The organism is Halobacillus sp. H74, from assembly GCF_052246715.1.
GTDB lineage: Bacteria > Bacillota > Bacilli > Bacillales > Halobacillaceae > Halobacillus > Halobacillus litoralis_A.
In genome coordinates, this window is record NZ_JBQQCI010000004.1 from 378,940 (window position 1) to 394,546 (window position 15,607).

At 44.3% G+C, this 15,607-nt stretch carries 18 protein-coding genes; 16 read left to right on the forward strand and 2 right to left on the reverse strand.

Annotation, left to right across the window (positions count from 1 at the left end; all coding sequences use genetic code 11):
* Positions 1–33: 33 nt before the first annotated feature.
* Positions 34–1,080, forward strand: a complete 1,047-nt coding sequence (locus ACTWPX_RS11110) for a glycosyltransferase family 4 protein (RefSeq protein WP_128525960.1) — start codon at positions 34–36, stop codon at positions 1,078–1,080.
* Between the two features lie 94 nt (positions 1,081–1,174).
* Here ACTWPX_RS11110 and ACTWPX_RS11115 read toward each other — a convergent pair whose 3' ends face one another.
* Together ACTWPX_RS11115 and ACTWPX_RS11120 are read right to left on the reverse strand one after the other, a co-directional pair.
* The gene (locus ACTWPX_RS11115; protein WP_443119826.1) at positions 1,175–2,149 is read right to left on the reverse strand and encodes an LCP family protein; all 975 of its coding nucleotides are present in this window, start codon (positions 2,147–2,149) and stop codon (positions 1,175–1,177) included.
* 61 nt (positions 2,150–2,210) lie between these two features.
* The gene (locus ACTWPX_RS11120; RefSeq protein WP_443119827.1) at positions 2,211–2,852 is read right to left on the reverse strand and encodes a YigZ family protein; all 642 of its coding nucleotides are present in this window, start codon (positions 2,850–2,852) and stop codon (positions 2,211–2,213) included.
* A gap of 169 nt (positions 2,853–3,021) precedes the next feature.
* Here ACTWPX_RS11120 and ACTWPX_RS11125 point away from each other — a divergent pair, with 169 nt between their 5' ends.
* The 15 genes from ACTWPX_RS11125 (at position 3,022) to flaG (ending at position 15,606) form a co-directional block, all read left to right on the forward strand.
* Positions 3,022–4,161: a sensor histidine kinase gene (locus ACTWPX_RS11125; RefSeq protein WP_443119828.1), complete on the forward strand. Its 1,140-nt coding sequence runs from the start codon at positions 3,022–3,024 to the stop codon at positions 4,159–4,161.
* A 162-nt stretch (positions 4,162–4,323) separates the two neighbouring features.
* Entirely contained in the window at positions 4,324–5,001 is a 678-nt protein-coding gene (locus ACTWPX_RS11130; protein ID WP_128525964.1) for a response regulator, read from the forward strand.
* A 297-nt stretch (positions 5,002–5,298) separates the two neighbouring features.
* A complete protein-coding gene (locus ACTWPX_RS11135) occupies positions 5,299–6,144 on the forward strand; it encodes a DegV family protein (protein WP_443119829.1) in 846 nt (281 codons plus the stop codon).
* 60 nt (positions 6,145–6,204) lie between these two features.
* On the forward strand, positions 6,205–7,620 hold the full coding sequence (locus tag ACTWPX_RS11140) for a DEAD/DEAH box helicase (RefSeq protein ID WP_443119830.1): 1,416 nt from the start codon (positions 6,205–6,207) through the stop codon (positions 7,618–7,620).
* Positions 7,621–7,721: 101 nt separating this feature from the next.
* Entirely contained in the window at positions 7,722–8,282 is a 561-nt protein-coding gene (locus tag ACTWPX_RS11145; protein WP_443119831.1) for a ComF family protein, read from the forward strand.
* A 75-nt stretch (positions 8,283–8,357) separates the two neighbouring features.
* The gene (locus ACTWPX_RS11150; RefSeq protein ID WP_443119832.1) at positions 8,358–8,783 is read left to right on the forward strand and encodes a TIGR03826 family flagellar region protein; all 426 of its coding nucleotides are present in this window, start codon (positions 8,358–8,360) and stop codon (positions 8,781–8,783) included.
* Between the two features lie 73 nt (positions 8,784–8,856).
* Positions 8,857–9,123, forward strand: coding sequence for a flagellar biosynthesis anti-sigma factor FlgM (gene flgM / locus ACTWPX_RS11155; RefSeq protein ID WP_128525969.1), 267 nt, complete (start codon positions 8,857–8,859; stop codon positions 9,121–9,123).
* Positions 9,124–9,135: 12 nt separating this feature from the next.
* A complete protein-coding gene (locus ACTWPX_RS11160; RefSeq protein ID WP_443119833.1) occupies positions 9,136–9,630 on the forward strand; it encodes a flagellar protein FlgN in 495 nt (164 codons plus the stop codon).
* A gap of 18 nt (positions 9,631–9,648) precedes the next feature.
* Positions 9,649–11,190 (forward strand): flagellar hook-associated protein FlgK, encoded by a 1,542-nt coding sequence (gene flgK, locus ACTWPX_RS11165; RefSeq protein ID WP_443119834.1) that lies wholly within the window; start codon positions 9,649–9,651, stop codon positions 11,188–11,190.
* An 11-nt stretch (positions 11,191–11,201) separates the two neighbouring features.
* Entirely contained in the window at positions 11,202–12,083 is an 882-nt protein-coding gene (gene flgL / locus ACTWPX_RS11170; protein ID WP_443119835.1) for a flagellar hook-associated protein FlgL, read from the forward strand.
* A 450-nt stretch (positions 12,084–12,533) separates the two neighbouring features.
* The gene (locus tag ACTWPX_RS11175; RefSeq protein WP_443119836.1) at positions 12,534–13,085 is read left to right on the forward strand and encodes a DUF6470 family protein; all 552 of its coding nucleotides are present in this window, start codon (positions 12,534–12,536) and stop codon (positions 13,083–13,085) included.
* 3 nt (positions 13,086–13,088) lie between these two features.
* Positions 13,089–13,535: a flagellar assembly protein FliW gene (gene fliW / locus ACTWPX_RS11180; RefSeq protein ID WP_443119837.1), complete on the forward strand. Its 447-nt coding sequence runs from the start codon at positions 13,089–13,091 to the stop codon at positions 13,533–13,535.
* On the forward strand, positions 13,522–13,749 hold the full coding sequence (gene csrA, locus ACTWPX_RS11185; RefSeq protein WP_443119838.1) for a carbon storage regulator CsrA: 228 nt from the start codon (positions 13,522–13,524) through the stop codon (positions 13,747–13,749). Before fliW ends, csrA begins: the two co-directional genes overlap by 14 nt.
* A gap of 123 nt (positions 13,750–13,872) precedes the next feature.
* Positions 13,873–14,994 (forward strand): flagellin N-terminal helical domain-containing protein, encoded by a 1,122-nt coding sequence (locus tag ACTWPX_RS11190; RefSeq protein WP_443119839.1) that lies wholly within the window; start codon positions 13,873–13,875, stop codon positions 14,992–14,994.
* Between the two features lie 243 nt (positions 14,995–15,237).
* A complete protein-coding gene (flaG, locus tag ACTWPX_RS11195; RefSeq protein ID WP_443119840.1) occupies positions 15,238–15,606 on the forward strand; it encodes a flagellar protein FlaG in 369 nt (122 codons plus the stop codon).
* Position 15,607 lies beyond the last annotated feature (1 nt).

The window sequence follows — 15,607 nt, forward strand, 5'->3', positions numbered from 1 at the left end:
GGAGAGGACATAATAAACCTGAGGAGGGTCTTTATGGAGTATAAGGCCTTGCTGTTTTGCTTGATCGCATCTGTGGTAATTACTCCACTAGTCAAGAAAATGGCAGTCAAAATTGGTGCTACAGATCAACCGAACCACCGTAAAGTTCACAAAAATGTAATGCCGCGTTTAGGTGGTTTAGCGATTTACATTAGTTTCGCTTTAGGTATTTTATTTTTCTTTCCGGAAAGTAACTATACCTGGCCCGTATTGATGGGTGCGACCATCATCATTATTACTGGCGTTCTGGACGATTTGAAAGAATTGTCAGCCAAAGTGAAGCTTGGAGGACAGCTGTTAGCTGCTGTCGTTGTGGTGATGGGCGGCGTCCAGGTCGATTTCGTCAATTTACCTTTTGGGGGACAAATCGATTTTGGCTATATGAGTATCCCCATCACGATTTTATGGATTGTCGGAATTACCAACGCCATTAATCTTATTGATGGATTAGATGGTTTAGCCGCTGGTGTGTCAGCCATTGCTTTGCTGACGATTTCAGGTATGGCCATCACGATGGGAAATGTTTTTGTCGTATTTGCAGGATTGATGATGCTTGGAAGCACACTAGGGTTTCTCGTGTATAACTTTTACCCCGCCAAGATCTTCATGGGAGACACAGGCGCTCTTTTTTTAGGATTCATGATCAGTGTTTTATCCTTGCTCGGCTTCAAAAATGTAACATTATTCTCTTTCATTATTCCAGTCATTATACTAGGCATCCCGATTTCTGATACGTTGTTCGCAATAGTCCGGAGAATTGTCCATCGTAAACCGTTATCAGCACCTGATAAGTCTCACTTGCACCACTGCCTTCTTAATTTAGGCTACAGTCACCCGGAAACGGTGCTGATGATTTATGCAGGCGGCGCCTTATTCAGCTTAGCTGCCGTCATTTTTTCGCAAGCGACGATGTTTGGGGCGGTCCTGGTTGTTGCGATGTTGATCCTGATGATCGAGCTTATTGTTGAAATCACTGGCTTAGTTGGTAAAGAATATAAACCGATTCTTAATATTATCAAAGGTACACGAACAAGAAGATAAAACATAAGAAGGGTGTTCCTGGATAGGAACACCCTTCAAGTATATTGCCTGGGAAATAATTCTACAAAAAGCTTCCTGTTTCGTCAGCAAAAATCTACATAGAGTCATCTTCATTCTTTGTCATCGTATCCGGCTCTTCCTCTTTCACATAAGGATTAGATAAACCGAGATGAGCCTTCAATTCGTCTGTAGTTTCAGAAAGGCTTTCTTCTTCCAGTTGATAATACCAGACCTCATCGATATATCCACCTTCACCTTCTAACTGCATTTTATCGAAAGTAAGTTCATTTTTTTGAAGGATATAGTCTTTGAATGTAATCATTTCCTCAAAGGTCAAATTCGTCTTTAAATTATTATTGATCGATTCCAGAATCGCATCAAAATTGTTCAATGACTTTGCAGAAATGGTTTCGCGGAAGATCTCTTGAATGAGCGCCATCTGCCGTTCGCCACGAGCTAAGTCACTATCATATTTACGGGTGCGGGCTAAGGCCAACGCTTCTTCACCATTCAAAGTTTGCGGGCCCTCTTCTAATTCAATGGCTCCTGCCTGATCCGAACTGTTCTGCTCCGTCATATCAAAAGGAACGTCATAGGAGATGCCCCCGATAGAGTTGACGACCTCAACGAATGAGTTGAAGTTCAACCGTACATAATAATCGACGGGGATATCCAACATCCGTTCAACGGTTTCGACTGTTGCGTCAATTCCGCCAAATGCATGCGCATGAGTGATTTTGTCTTCATATCCGACCTCAGGGATGTATGTGTAAGAATCGCGGGGGATGCTAAGCATTTTAACGGATTTATCATCCTCATTGAATGTGGCTAATACAAGTGCATCTGATAGTGAGTCTCTATCTTGCGCCGTTTCTGATCTTTTTTCACTGTCATCTATACCGACAAACAAGACAGAAGTGTGATCTGTTGCCGGATTGACCACTTCAATCCGTTTATCTGACTTTTTTCCCCGATCAAGTTCCTGGTGTGAATCTGAAGCTGTTTTTTTTACCTGATTGGTTAAATAAATCGCATATCCACCAGCAGCACCTAACCCAGCTATGATCATGAATACAACTATTCATAAGAAGATGGTCAGTTTTTTGCGTTTCATGTCGCGGTGAGCTCCTTTACTCAGGTGTGACATCAAATTCTACGTAGGAAGAGTCTCCTCGTGTAATGGCCGCCTGGTTACTCGTCAAATCTGTCACCCAGCTTTCAAATTCTTCTTCAAGGCCGCTTTCTACATATACTATCAATTCCACATTTTCTAAGTAATTAACCGTTTCGAGCGTATATTTCGAATTGCGCACTTCGTTTTCTACCTTTCCAAGCAAGTGGTATTCCATCTTCACTTTCATTTCTTTCATTAACTGGCGCTTGACGATTCCTGTAGTTTCGATGGCTGCAGAAGTGGTGGAGGAGTATGCGCGAATCAGACCGCCCGCCCCTAATTTAATGCCTCCAAAGTAACGGGTGACGACAACGGCGGTATCTTTCAGGCCTTTTCTCTTTAAGACTTCAAGCATGGGCACTCCTGCTGTTCCGCTCGGTTCACCATCATCATTGGCCTTTTGGATGAGATCGTGTTCCCCGATCATATAAGCAGAGCAGTTATGATTGGCATCATGGTGTTTCTTTTTTATTTCTTGTATGAAAGTCTGCGCTTCTTCTTCTGTTTCACAACGCTTCACATAGCCGATGAAGCGGGATTTTTGGATGGTCACTTCTTCTGATCCTTCAGGTTTTACGGTATAATAGTTTTCTAACATCGTATGAAAACCTCCTAAGTTTTCATTATATCGATGGCGGGAAAAATCGGCAAATGAATAGAATGTTGTTTATTATTCTACAAAAAAATCTATGATTACCAGAAAACACCCCCATAAATGGACATGGGTCTTACGAATGATTATGTGAATATTGATGGAGGGACTTGTGATGAGTGTACAAAAGACTGGGGATATCGCCCTTGACCACATCATTAATGAGATGGTGGATACGGTCACCAATAGTAAAGATGAAATTTTTCAAATTGGTGAAGAATCCCGTAGTGAATTCGAAAAACTTAACAAAGAATTGACAGAAACGAAGAAGCAGGTGCTTGCTCTGATTGATGAAGGAGACAAGTTGGAACAAAAGGTCCGTTTTTCTCGAATGCGCTTGTCAGAAGTAAGTAAACAGTTCCAGAAATATTCAGAAGAAGAAATCCGCAAAGTGTACGAACAAACACATGGATTACAAATGGATTTATCGATGAAACGGGAGAAAGAAAAGCAGCTGCGAGAGCGGAGAGACGATATCGAATTACGCTTACGCAATTTAGAAGAAACCATCAACCGCGCAGAAGCCTTAGGCGGAAAAATCTCAGTGGTGCTCAATTATCTTACAGAGGATTTCAAACATGTCACTGACGCTCTGGAAGACGCCAAAGAGAAGCAGCAATTCGGCCTGCAAATCATTGAGGCGCAGGAAGAAGAACGCCGCCGGCTGTCCCGTGAAATCCATGACGGCCCCGCGCAGATGCTTGCAAATGTCATGCTAAGGTCAGACCTTGTTGATCGCACTTACCGCGAGCGCGGAATTGAAGATGCGATGCAAGAGGTGAAGAGTGTACGGTCGTTAGTCCGTTCCGCCCTTTACGAAGTGCGGCGGATCATTTATGACTTGCGTCCGATGGCTTTGGATGATCTTGGATTGATTCCGACTTTGAAGAAATATTTAGCTACCGTCGAAGACTACAATGAAGGAATGGTCATTTCATTCACTTCATTCGGGAAAGAGCGCCGTTTGGAATCAAAATATGAAGTGGCGCTTTTCCGATTGGTCCAGGAAGCGGTTCAAAACGCAGTGAAGCATGCGGCGGCCTCAGAAATCAAGGTGAAAGTGGAAATGAAACCGCAAGCAGCCATTATCATTGTCAAAGACGATGGCAAAGGTTTCAATCCTCAGGAAAAGAGAGATAAGTCCTTCGGCTTAGTTGGGATGAGAGAACGCGTCGATATGCTTGAAGGCGAACTCAACATTGATTCCAGCCAAGGAGAAGGGACTATTGTAATGATTCATCTGCCAATAAATTGATATTTTAATGAAAAACTATGTAAATCGGCATGAATCGTTTATAATATAGGATAGGATTAGGGTAGATTCATAAATAGAGAAAATAAAAGATAAAGAGATACAGAATAGGTTAGGGGAACGAAGTAAAACCATTCTACGTAACAGAAACAGGAGGAAATGACCATGACGACCAGAATTGTCCTTATTGATGACCATAAATTATTCCGTGAAGGTGTAAAAAGAATCCTGGATTTTGAATCCAGCTTTGAAGTAGTAGCTGAAGGCGACGATGGGGATGGGGCTCTTGGAATCATCGAAGAGCATATGCCTGATGTCGTCCTGATGGATATCAACATGCCAAGCATGAATGGTGTGGAAGCGACGGCGGAGATTACGAAGCGCTATCCGGAAATGAAAGTGATCATTTTGTCCATTCATGATGACGAAAATTATGTGACACATGCATTGAAAACAGGAGCACAAGGTTACTTGTTGAAAGAGATGGATTCAGACGCGCTCATTGATGCGATCAAAGTCGTAGGCGCAGGCGGATCTTACCTGCACCCGAAAGTGACTCACAACCTGGTGGCTGAATACCGCCGCTTGTCTGAAAGCAACGGAAGCAGTGCTTATCGTACGATCGAATATCGTAAACCACTGCACCTGCTGACGCGTCGTGAGTGTGAAGTGCTGCAACTTTTGGCGGACGGGAACAGCAATCGCGGAGTAGCAGAATCGTTATATATCAGTGAAAAAACAGTGAAAAACCACGTAAGTAATATTTTACAGAAAATGAACGTAAATGACCGTACACAGGCCGTCGTAACAGCGATCAAGAATGGCTGGGTCGAAGTCGTTTGATAATAAAAGAATAGAGTGAATCGGCTGTCCTTCGAGGTATAGAAAAGTATACCTTGAAGGACAGCCTTTTTTGGTGGGGTTTTTTAGTGGATAAATACCATTAATTTCCACCTCAAGCCATCCAGATTCTGGATGGCTTGAGGTGGCAGTTAATGTAAAATGAACTCTTTTCGTATCGATTAATTCTAGTTTGTTGGTGCAATGTAGATAGGGTTCATGTAAAATAAGAGTGAGAGAATAACCGAAATTATGTACATATAGAAATAGAAACATAAATTCGATAAGGAGGGATTTTGGATGAAAACAGCGGTGATTACAGATAGTACGGCATACCTTCCGAAAAATATCCGAAACGCTCACCACATACATATGATTCCATTGAACGTGATTTTTGGCCATGAGTCCTATCAGGAAGAAATTGATATAAACGCAGATGACTTTTACGACATGGTCAAAGAAGGGGGAGAGCTGCCGAAGACTTCTCAACCTTCCATCGGTATCATGACAGAAAAACTGGAAGAGCTCGCTCAAGAGTATGATGCAGTCGTCTCGATTCACTTATCGAGCGGGATCAGCGGCACCTACCAGGCGATGGTGACGGCCGGTGAAATGGTCGAAGAGATCGAAGTCCGCGTTTTCGACTCGGAAATCAGTTGTCACATGCAGGGATTTTATGCCCTGGAAGCGGCTGACCTTGCCGACAATGGAGCAACGCCGGATCAAATCATCAGCCGGCTGAATGAAATGAAAGAATCGATGAATGCTTATTTCATGGTCGACGATTTGACCCACCTACACCGCGGCGGTCGTCTGAATGGCGCCCAAGCATTTGTCGGCAGCCTGCTGCAAGTGAAGCCGGTGCTTCATTTTGTCGACACGAAAATCGTCCCTTTTGAAAAAATCCGCACACGCAAAAAGGCGATCAAACGCATCACCTCCATTTTTGAAGATGCGATCGACGAGAATGGTCAATACAACGCCTGTCTGATCCACGCCAACCGTCCCGACGAAGCGGCACAAATCAAGAAGGAATTAGAACAAGAGTTCAGTAATGTTGAAATCACTCTTAGTTACTTTGGTCCTGTCATCGGAACCCACCTTGGTGAAGGGGCAATCGGGCTGGGCTGGTATCGCCGATCCTAATGAATAACACCTGCTTGTGAGACTCAGGCAGGTGTTATTCTTACAAAGGATGGTGATGGAATGCTTGATCAATTACGTGCCTATTTCACTTCTGACTTCCCCTTGCTCTCCACGGAAACTCCGCCTCACAATTACTCCCAGCTTGCTGGGAAACTGCTCTTACAACAGGAAATCCCTTTTTCTGAAGAAGAAATCTCCCAACTAGTATCTTCCTCCGTTTTATCGAAAATCGAAAGCATCGAACATTACCTGTGGGGCCATCGCTGTCGTCGTTGTGGCAACAAACACGCCCACCTTTTTGCAAAAATCCCTCATAAGAAATGTGGCAAAGAATGTGTGTATTGCCGGTCCTGTATTCAGATGGGGAGAGTGATGGAATGTGAACCGCTCTATATTGGCAACGCTGCTATTGAATGGCCGGTTTATGAACATCCTTGTACTTGGGATGGCACCTTAACCAACCATCAACAACATGCAGCAGATGAAATCAGCCGTTTAGTTGAATGTGGAGCAGGTGAAAAACTGATCTGGGCTGTCTGCGGGGCTGGAAAAACAGAGATGCTCTTTCCTGGGCTGACGACTGCACTCCAAAAAGGCAAACGGGTATGTCTAGCTACACCAAGAACGGATGTCGTCCGCGAATTACTTCCGAGGTTGCAACGTGCTTTTCCTGAGGTGAAGATTCAAGCCCTCTATGGGGAGAGTCCTGATAAAGTCGGCAATGCCTCGTTCATTTTAGCTACCACTCATCAGCTGCTACGGTTTGCTCATGCGTTTGATGTGATGATCATTGATGAGGTGGATGCCTTCCCATTTCATAACGATGCCTCCCTTCATTTTGCCAGTAAACGGGCGGCCAAACCTGAAGCGAGCATCCTCTATTTGACCGCAACACCGCGAAAGGTGCAAAAGAAACGTATTCATGCAAAACAATTGCCCGCCGTTTTCATCCCGGAACGATACCACGGTCACCCTCTTCCCGTTCCTCATTTGAAACTCACTCCGACACTTCACCGTTATATGAAGAAAGGTGAGCTCCCCGAAAAGGTGATGAAAAAAATCGCAGACCAACAGACCACCGCCCGCCAACTGCTTTTATTTCTTCCTTCGATCGCAAAAGCAGAAGAGGTCGCTGTACTCTTGGATGATAAAGGCTATCTTGTCCAATCCGTCCACGCAGAAGATGAAAATCGAGCAGAAAAAATACATGCATTTCGTGAACAAAAATACCGCATCCTCGTGACGACGACCATCTTAGAGCGGGGTGTCACATTTCCATCTGTTGATGTGTATGTCATCGACGCCGGTCACTCTGTATTCGATGAAGCCGCACTTGTACAGATCGCAGGAAGGGCAGGACGCAGTCAACAGGATCCGACAGGTGAAGTGCTTTTCTACCATATTGGCAAAACAGATGCGATGCTTGATGCTGTCAATGCTATTACTTATATGAACCGGTTGGCCTCCCGGTCATGAGGTGTCTCCTTTGCAATGAAGAAATCATCCCTGAGGTGTCATGGAGTACGTTTTGGAAACCACCCGTAGAAAAGAAAATGTGCGCGGAATGCTCAACTGGAATGGAGAGGATCGACAAGCCGGGATGTCCGGTCTGTTATAGAAAAGATAGGATACGGACATGTGAGGATTGTAGGCAATGGCACGAAACGAACCCTGATCTTCTTGAAAATAACACTTCTGTCTATCAATACAATGCCGCTGCCAAAGAGTTAGTCGCCCGTTGGAAATACCGCGGAGATTATATCTTACTGCAAGCGTTGAAGCATGATGTGCGGGAGAAGTGGGTAAAGAAAAGGATGAAGGGACAAATGCTTGTTACCGTTCCGCTTAGTGAAGAAAGGGAAAAAGAACGGGGGTTCAATCAATCAGAAGCGATCATTCATTTATTAGGTGAAAAACCAGTCCAGCTTTTTGAAAGAATCCATAGTGAAAAGCAATCAAAGAAAGGGAAGAAAGAGCGGATGCTAGCTGAGAATCCCTTTAAACTGAGCGAGCCAACCTCCTCTCCGGTTGTCATTGTCGATGATATTTATACAACAGGGCGAACCGTCAGACATATAGCCTCACTATTGAGAAAGAACGGCTGTCCATCTGTATCCTCTTTCACGATTTTTAGATGAATATGCTCCTCCCCCTTTGGAATCTTTCTCTGTTGCCGATATAATAAAAAAAGAGTGTAATGGAGGACGAATCATATGGGTGAGTTGGCGAATTGTACGCGTTGTAATGCGATTTTCATCAAAGGGACGGCGGCGGTCTGTCCCGAGTGCAGGAAAAAAGAAGAAGAGGACTTTCAGGTCGTGTATGCGTATATGAGAAAAAAACAAAACCGGGTGGCGACTGTTGAGGATATCGAAGCAGATACAGGCGTTGTCGAAAAACAAATCCGCGAGTTCGTAAAGCAAAAAAGACTCCATCCTGCCCAGTTCCCGAACATGGCCTATGGCTGTGAGAAGTGCGGTAGTTCGATCAGAGAAGGCCGTTTATGTGAAGGATGCAAGGGTGAAATAGCATCAGGCTTGCAGAAGCAGGAACAGAATGACTCTATGAAACAAAGGCAGAAAGACGCAGAACTAAAGAAAGCGAACAGGACTTATTATTCAGTGAGAAATGAACAATAAGCATGATTTAAGATTCGCTTTAAGAGTCCGATATTAATAGAAATGAAAACGGATATGAAGCGAGGTGAATGACATGAAAATCAACGGGCCGAATCAAACGAATTTCAACCCTTACCAAAAACAGGTCAATAAACAGGAAAGCATGAAGAACCAGCAAAAGTCTGAGGATAAAGTGGAAATCTCCAATCAAGCGAAACAGATGCAAGAGTCAGGCAAGCCAGACCCTGCCCGCCAAAAACTTGTCAATCAAATCAAAGCAGATGTAGATACAGGCAACTATCGTGTAGACTCGCAAGCGACGGCGAAGAAGATGTTCGATTTTTGGTCGAGCAAAGGCTAAAGGAGAATCAACATGACGATCGACACGATCATAAACCATATGGAACGATTGAAGCAGCTTCATGAAAGTTTACTCGTTCTTTCGAAAAAAAAGACAGAGGCACTGAAGACGAATGACACAGCTGCCATCCAGGGGCTCATGACCGATGAGCGCAAGCATGTCCAGGCGATTGAAAAGATTGAAAAGCAGCGCATCAAGGATGTAGATGCATGGACTGGAAACAAAAACCTTCCGTCTGATCAACCGACGATTTCCGATTTGATCAGCCTGCTTGAAGGAGAAGATAAGGATCAGCTTCAGCAAGCCTATGATGAGCTGATCCTCGTGCTTGCTGAGTTGAAGCAGCAGGAACAGTTGAATTCGGAGCTTACGAAGCAGTCACTGCAGTTCATCAACCTATCCCTTGATATGCTGCAGCCATCCCTTCAATCGATGAACTACGGAAATCAAAACGAGCAGAACTCTGGACAGAAGCCGAAGCGCTCGGTGTTCGATTCGAAAGCTTAAAGTAGAGGAGAAAATATCATGGTATCAACCTTTCATGGACTTGAAGTGGCAAAGCGTGGCCTTTTCACTCAGCAGTCCGCTTTATATACGACCGGCCATAACATTTCGAATGCAAATACAGAGGGTTATACGAGGCAGCGCGTCAATTTTGAACAGACAGGACCTTATCCACCGGCATCACGTAACCGGCCGGAAATCCCGGGGCAAGTGGGAAGCGGTGTCGAGGCTGGCTCGATAGAACGAGTGAGAGTCGGGTTCCTTGACCAGCAGTATCGTGGCGAAAGCAGTAAGTCCGGCTATTATGACACACGTTCTGATGCATTGGGAAGACTGGAGAACGTGATGAATGAACCCAGCGAAGATGGCCTTGCGAAGACGATGGACCGCTTTTGGCAATCATTGCAGGACTTGGCGGTCAATCCTGAAGACTCCGGTGCGCGCTCTGTTGTACGCCAACGCGGACAAGCCGTAGCAGATACGTTCAACTATCTTTCGAACACGATCCAATCCATGCAGAAGGATATCAAAACAGAAGTCGGCGTCACAGAAAAAGAAATCAATTCACTTGCCAGCCAAATTAATAACATTAACCAGCAAATTGCTGAAGTAGAGCCACACGGCATGGTACCGAACGATTTGTATGATGAACGTGATCGCTTGGTGGACCAATTATCCGAGCATGTGAACATCGAAGTGAAATACGAAGATACGCCTTCCTCTGCAGACCCACTGGCTATGGGGAAAGCGAGCATTTCAATCGTCGGGAACGATGGCCAGCCAATGGAGCCGCCCGCTACACTTGTGAATGGAGCGGCAAATGAAGTGAATACACTCAAGGTCAATTATGACGATGGAGAAATGCACGCAAGCACCATTCAGGTCGGAGACAGTGCTTCCTATGCGGTTGAAGACTTTTCTTCACGAGGTAAATTGACAGGGTTGCTTGATTCCGGAGGCTATATGGAAGATGGGGAGAAACAAGGAAGCTATTCGCAAATGCTTTCAGACCTGGACCGGATGGCGACAGGTTTTGCACGCGAGTTCAACAATGTCCACACACAGGGAGAGTCCTTGAACAGCATCGAAAATGGCGATGAGGTCCCGAACTTCTTCAATATTGATATGGAAGCAGGAGAAGTCATCGAAGGCGTGGCAGGTACCATTGATTTGACCGATGAAATCAAAGCGGATGGGGACCACATTGCTGCAGCTGTCTCGGATCAAGCTGGAGACGGTGAAAATGCTTCGAATTTAGCTGATGTGCAAAATGAGCCGAATGCAGTCTTTGGCGAAGAAACCTCGATGGACAGTTTTTATGAATCCATGATCGGTACGATGGCTGTCGAAACGCAGGAAGCGGAGCGGATGTCCCGCAATGCAGGAACATTGAAAGGTTCTGTCGATGAACAAAGACGATCGGTCAGTTCTGTATCATTGGACGAAGAAATGTCCAACATGATCAAATTCCAACACGCGTACAATGCAGCGGCGAGGAATATTACGGTTGTCGATGAAATGCTCGACCGGGTGATCAATCAAATGGGTCGAGTAGGAAGGTAGGTGAATGACTGATGCGCGTAACACAAAGCATGCTTTCGAATAATATGCTGCGTAACTTGAGTGATAGCTACGCAAATATGGGCAAGTATCAAGAGCAATTATCGACAGGGAAAAAGATTTCACGACCATCCCAGGATCCAGTCGTTGCGATGAAAGGAATCAATTACCGTTCACAAGTGAGTGAAGTAGAACAATTCCAGCGTAACATCGGTGAAGTGCATAACTGGATGGATAATAGTGATGCAGCCCTTGATAAAACGACAGAAGCGATGCAGCGGGTCCGTGAGCTGACCGTTCAGGCGAGCAATGATACATACGATGAAGGTCAGCGTGAGAATATCGCTAAGGAAATTCGTCAGCTGAAGGAGCATATCGGGTCGATTGCCAATACTGAAGTGAATGATAAATACATCTTTAATGGATCGAATACGACCGAAGCCCCTTTTGATATGGATGATTTAGAAGGATCAGGCCCACCAGGAAATGACCCGGTCAATATCGAAGTTTCCGCTGGTGTCAAGTTGCAGACGAATGTCACACCAGGGAATGTGTTCAACAAGGAGCTTTTCGAAGACCTTGAAAACTTCGCATCTGCTCTGGAAGGGGATACAAACCAGGGAGAGCTAGATGGTTTTATTGAAAAATTCGACGGTCATATCGGGAATATCGTCAATGAACGTGCCGATTTAGGGGCGCGTATGAACCGCGTCGAATTGATTGAGGATCGCTTGGAATCCCAAAAAGTGAGCGCGACGAAGATGATGTCCGATAATGAAGATGCGGATATTGAAAAAGTGATTACCAATTTGAAAACGCAGGAAAGTGTCCATAGAGCGGCGATGGGCGTCGGAGCCCGGATCATCCAGCCGACGCTGATGGATTTTCTAAGATAAGGCTGTCTCGTTTTGAGGCAGTCTTGTTTTTTGAAAGTCTTTACCCCGATCTGTATATACTTTATTCCGATATCTAGTGAAGAGGAAGGGGCGTTGGGGAACGACTCGCTTTCCGTGGGAGTACGATGAGCCTCCTCAGGCTTACGCCTTCCGGGGTCTCACCATGTCCTCTTACCCCACAGGAGTCTCTTCGTTCCCCTACGCCCCTTGCCTGATGATTCGATCGGAATGGTTGGTATTTCATCTTCCTTGCATGAGTGTTTAGAACCAGGTGAAAAAGTTTCGTTTTTCTTATTATAGTAATAGGGGGGGCTGCGAGACTCCTAACTTGAAAGCGGAAGCACCTTGGGCAACGGCGTATGGACTGGACTTTCAAATGTGGAGGTGTCTTGTTCAGCCTCGACAAGCTTAAGAACTAATCGAACTATAGTAAAGAGGAGGGGAACATGGATGAACATTCCTAAGCTTCAAATTCAGTCGGCTCCAGCAAGGATTGGTCTTAATACCAATAAACCACAGCAAACCATACGTCAGCCGAAAGCAGAGCAATCAATCCGCCAGCCTGAAGCGGATATGTCGATTGAGCAGAAGCCGGGAAAGCTGACAATCGATCAGACGAACGCCTGGCATAACCTCGACTTGAAAAATGTGCTTGTCCGCAGTAAAGAACTTGTCGGCATTGCTGAGCAGAAGTGGATGGAAGGGATTGCCCGTGTTTCTCGTGAAGGCGATGAATTGATGCGTATTGAAGATGGTGGCAATCCGATTGCCGCTCAAGCGAAGCGTAACGCAGGTTTTGATTTCACTTTTGAACCTGGCGGCCGTCCGGCGTATGAGCTGGTGGATCTGGATTATCAGCGTGGAGGTGCAGACATCTCTATAAATCGCCGTGAACCTGAGATCGATGCGAGAGTTCGAAAACCAGAGCATAGATACAGTCCTGGTAATGTTGATGTACGGATGGAACAAAGGCCAGACTTGAAGATTGATTGGAAGGTGTAAAAAATGAAAATAGAAACGAAATATTTCGGTACCGTTGAAGTGAATGCAGAGGAAATGATCCGTTTTCCTCACGGATTGCCTGGGTTTGAAAGCTTTCACTCGTTTGTACTTCTCCCGGTGGATGAGTTAGGGACCTACTTCGCGTTGCAGGCAGTGGATGAAGCAGAACTCTCCCTGATTGTGACGAACCCTTATTTATTTTATAAAGACTACGCTTTCGACATAGATGAAAATGAGCTTTCACTTGAAAAGCCGGATGAGGTCGCTGTCTATAATGTTGTCACATTAAAAGAGCCCTTTGAAGAATCGACGTTAAATCTTCAGGCGCCGATTGTCGTGAATATACCTGAGCGCATCGCCAAACAAGTCATATTAAATGATATTAACTACCAAACGAAGCATCCTTTGACGCATTCGAATAAAGGTGGTGAGTCGCATGCTCGTCCTTAACCGTAAAGAAGGAGAATCTGTCAGAGTAGGTGACGACATCACTATAAAGGTTGTCGGAATCGAAGGCGGCCAGGTGAAACTCGGAATTGAAGCACCGAAGCATGTAGGGATTCACCGGCAGGAAATTTATGTTGCGATTCAAAAAGAGAACGCTGAAGCGGCGAATGTGTCAGAAAATCTTTTAAATCTATTAAAAAACACAAAAAAAGATTAAAGTCTTAGCAAAGTCGGTCGATATAAGTAATGTAAAACATTACATAAGTCGGCCGACTTTGTTTTGTAACTAGAGGATGCCACAAGGATGTGGGGTCACTTATTTCAAGGAGGAATTTTTAAAATGAGAATTAATCACAACATCGCGGCGCTTAATACGCACCGTCAACTAGGTCAAGCAAACCAGGCAAACCAGAATTCAATGGAGAAGCTTTCTTCCGGTCTTCGTATTAATAAGGCAGGAGACGATGCAGCAGGTCTTGCGATTTCTGAGAAAATGCGTGGCCAGATTCGTGGACTTGAACAAGCACAAACTAATGCTCAAGACGGAATCTCTATGATTCAAACTGCGGAAGGTGCAATGAATGAATCTCATAGCATTCTACAACGTATGCGTGAGCTAGCTGTACAATCTGCTAACGATACAAACACAGATACGGACCGTGGAGAGCTTCAGAAAGAAGTAGATCAACTATCTCAAGAATTATCACGTATTGGTGACAACACTGAATTCAATACACAAAACCTATTAGACGGTTCTTTTGAAGGTACTTTTCAAATTGGAGCGAATGAAGGACAAAACCTATCTATTGAAATTAATGATATGCGTGGAGCTGCTCTTGCAGTTACAGGGGAAACTGAATTCACAAACACTGATGGTGCTACTTCTACTGTTACAGCTGGTGGATTGCAAGCGGGAACCTATACAGCAGGTTCAAGTGATGTTGAAGTAGATGGAACAACTTTTTCTGGTGAAGATGTTCTGTTAAGTGAAAGCGGAGAAGTTGCTGCAGTTCATATAGGAAGTGGAGATTATTACGCTATTGATGACGTAGAAGATAATGCTGGTTCGCTTGCTGCTAAATCAGGAGCTACCGCTATTTTAACTGATGATGGTTCGGCACCTGGAGCATTGACTGCAGATTCTGAAGTTAAAGTTGGTGGGATTGATATCTCTACTCAATCTGCTGCTGATGCTTCAATCACTAAAATCAATGAAGCAATTGAAACTGTATCAGCTGAGCGTTCTAAACTTGGAGCAGTTCAAAACCGTTTAGACCACACAATTAATAACCTTGGTACATCTTCAGAAAACCTGACTGCTGCGGAATCTCGTATTCGTGATGTAGACATGGCTGAAGAAATGATGAACCAAACGAAACAAAGTATTCTTTCTCAAGCTTCTCAGGCTATGCTTGCGAAAGCGAATCAACAACCACAAGGAGTTCTTCAACTTCTGCGTTAATAATGTTACTAAGGCCCTCGACTTCGAGGGTCTTTTTCTATGTCCAGGCATATTTTTGCTAATTCACTATTAGTTAAACCAGTACATGCTTGCAATGACTGTAAATAGCTCACATTAGTTTGAGGTTAAATAACTCTTAGAATCTTTCCCACAAATAGTTACGCTTTGCATTAATCCATTTAATAATTATGACTTCTAACCGATATAAAAAGAAACTACATAGCGATTAGGGAGTTGTTGAAGGTGGATGTAAGAAATCTTATTACCCAATCACAACTTCTGCAGAGAAATAGCTTACAACTTGGCGGCCGTTCAACTGTTCAGAAGCATGAATCATTGAAAAATGAGAGAGTTAATGAAGACTACAAAGAATATTCAACAAGTAATGATAAAGAAAAATTGAAACAGGCATCTGAGGATATGAATGAATTTTTCAAAGCTGTACATACCTCGTTGCGATTCGAGTTTCATGATAAATTAGAAGAATACTATGTAACCATCGTAGATAGTGACACACAGGAAATTGTCAAGGAGATTCCTCCGAAGAAGATGCTGGATATGTATGCATCGATTGCGGAGCGTCTTGGATTTATAGTTGATGAAAAAATATAGG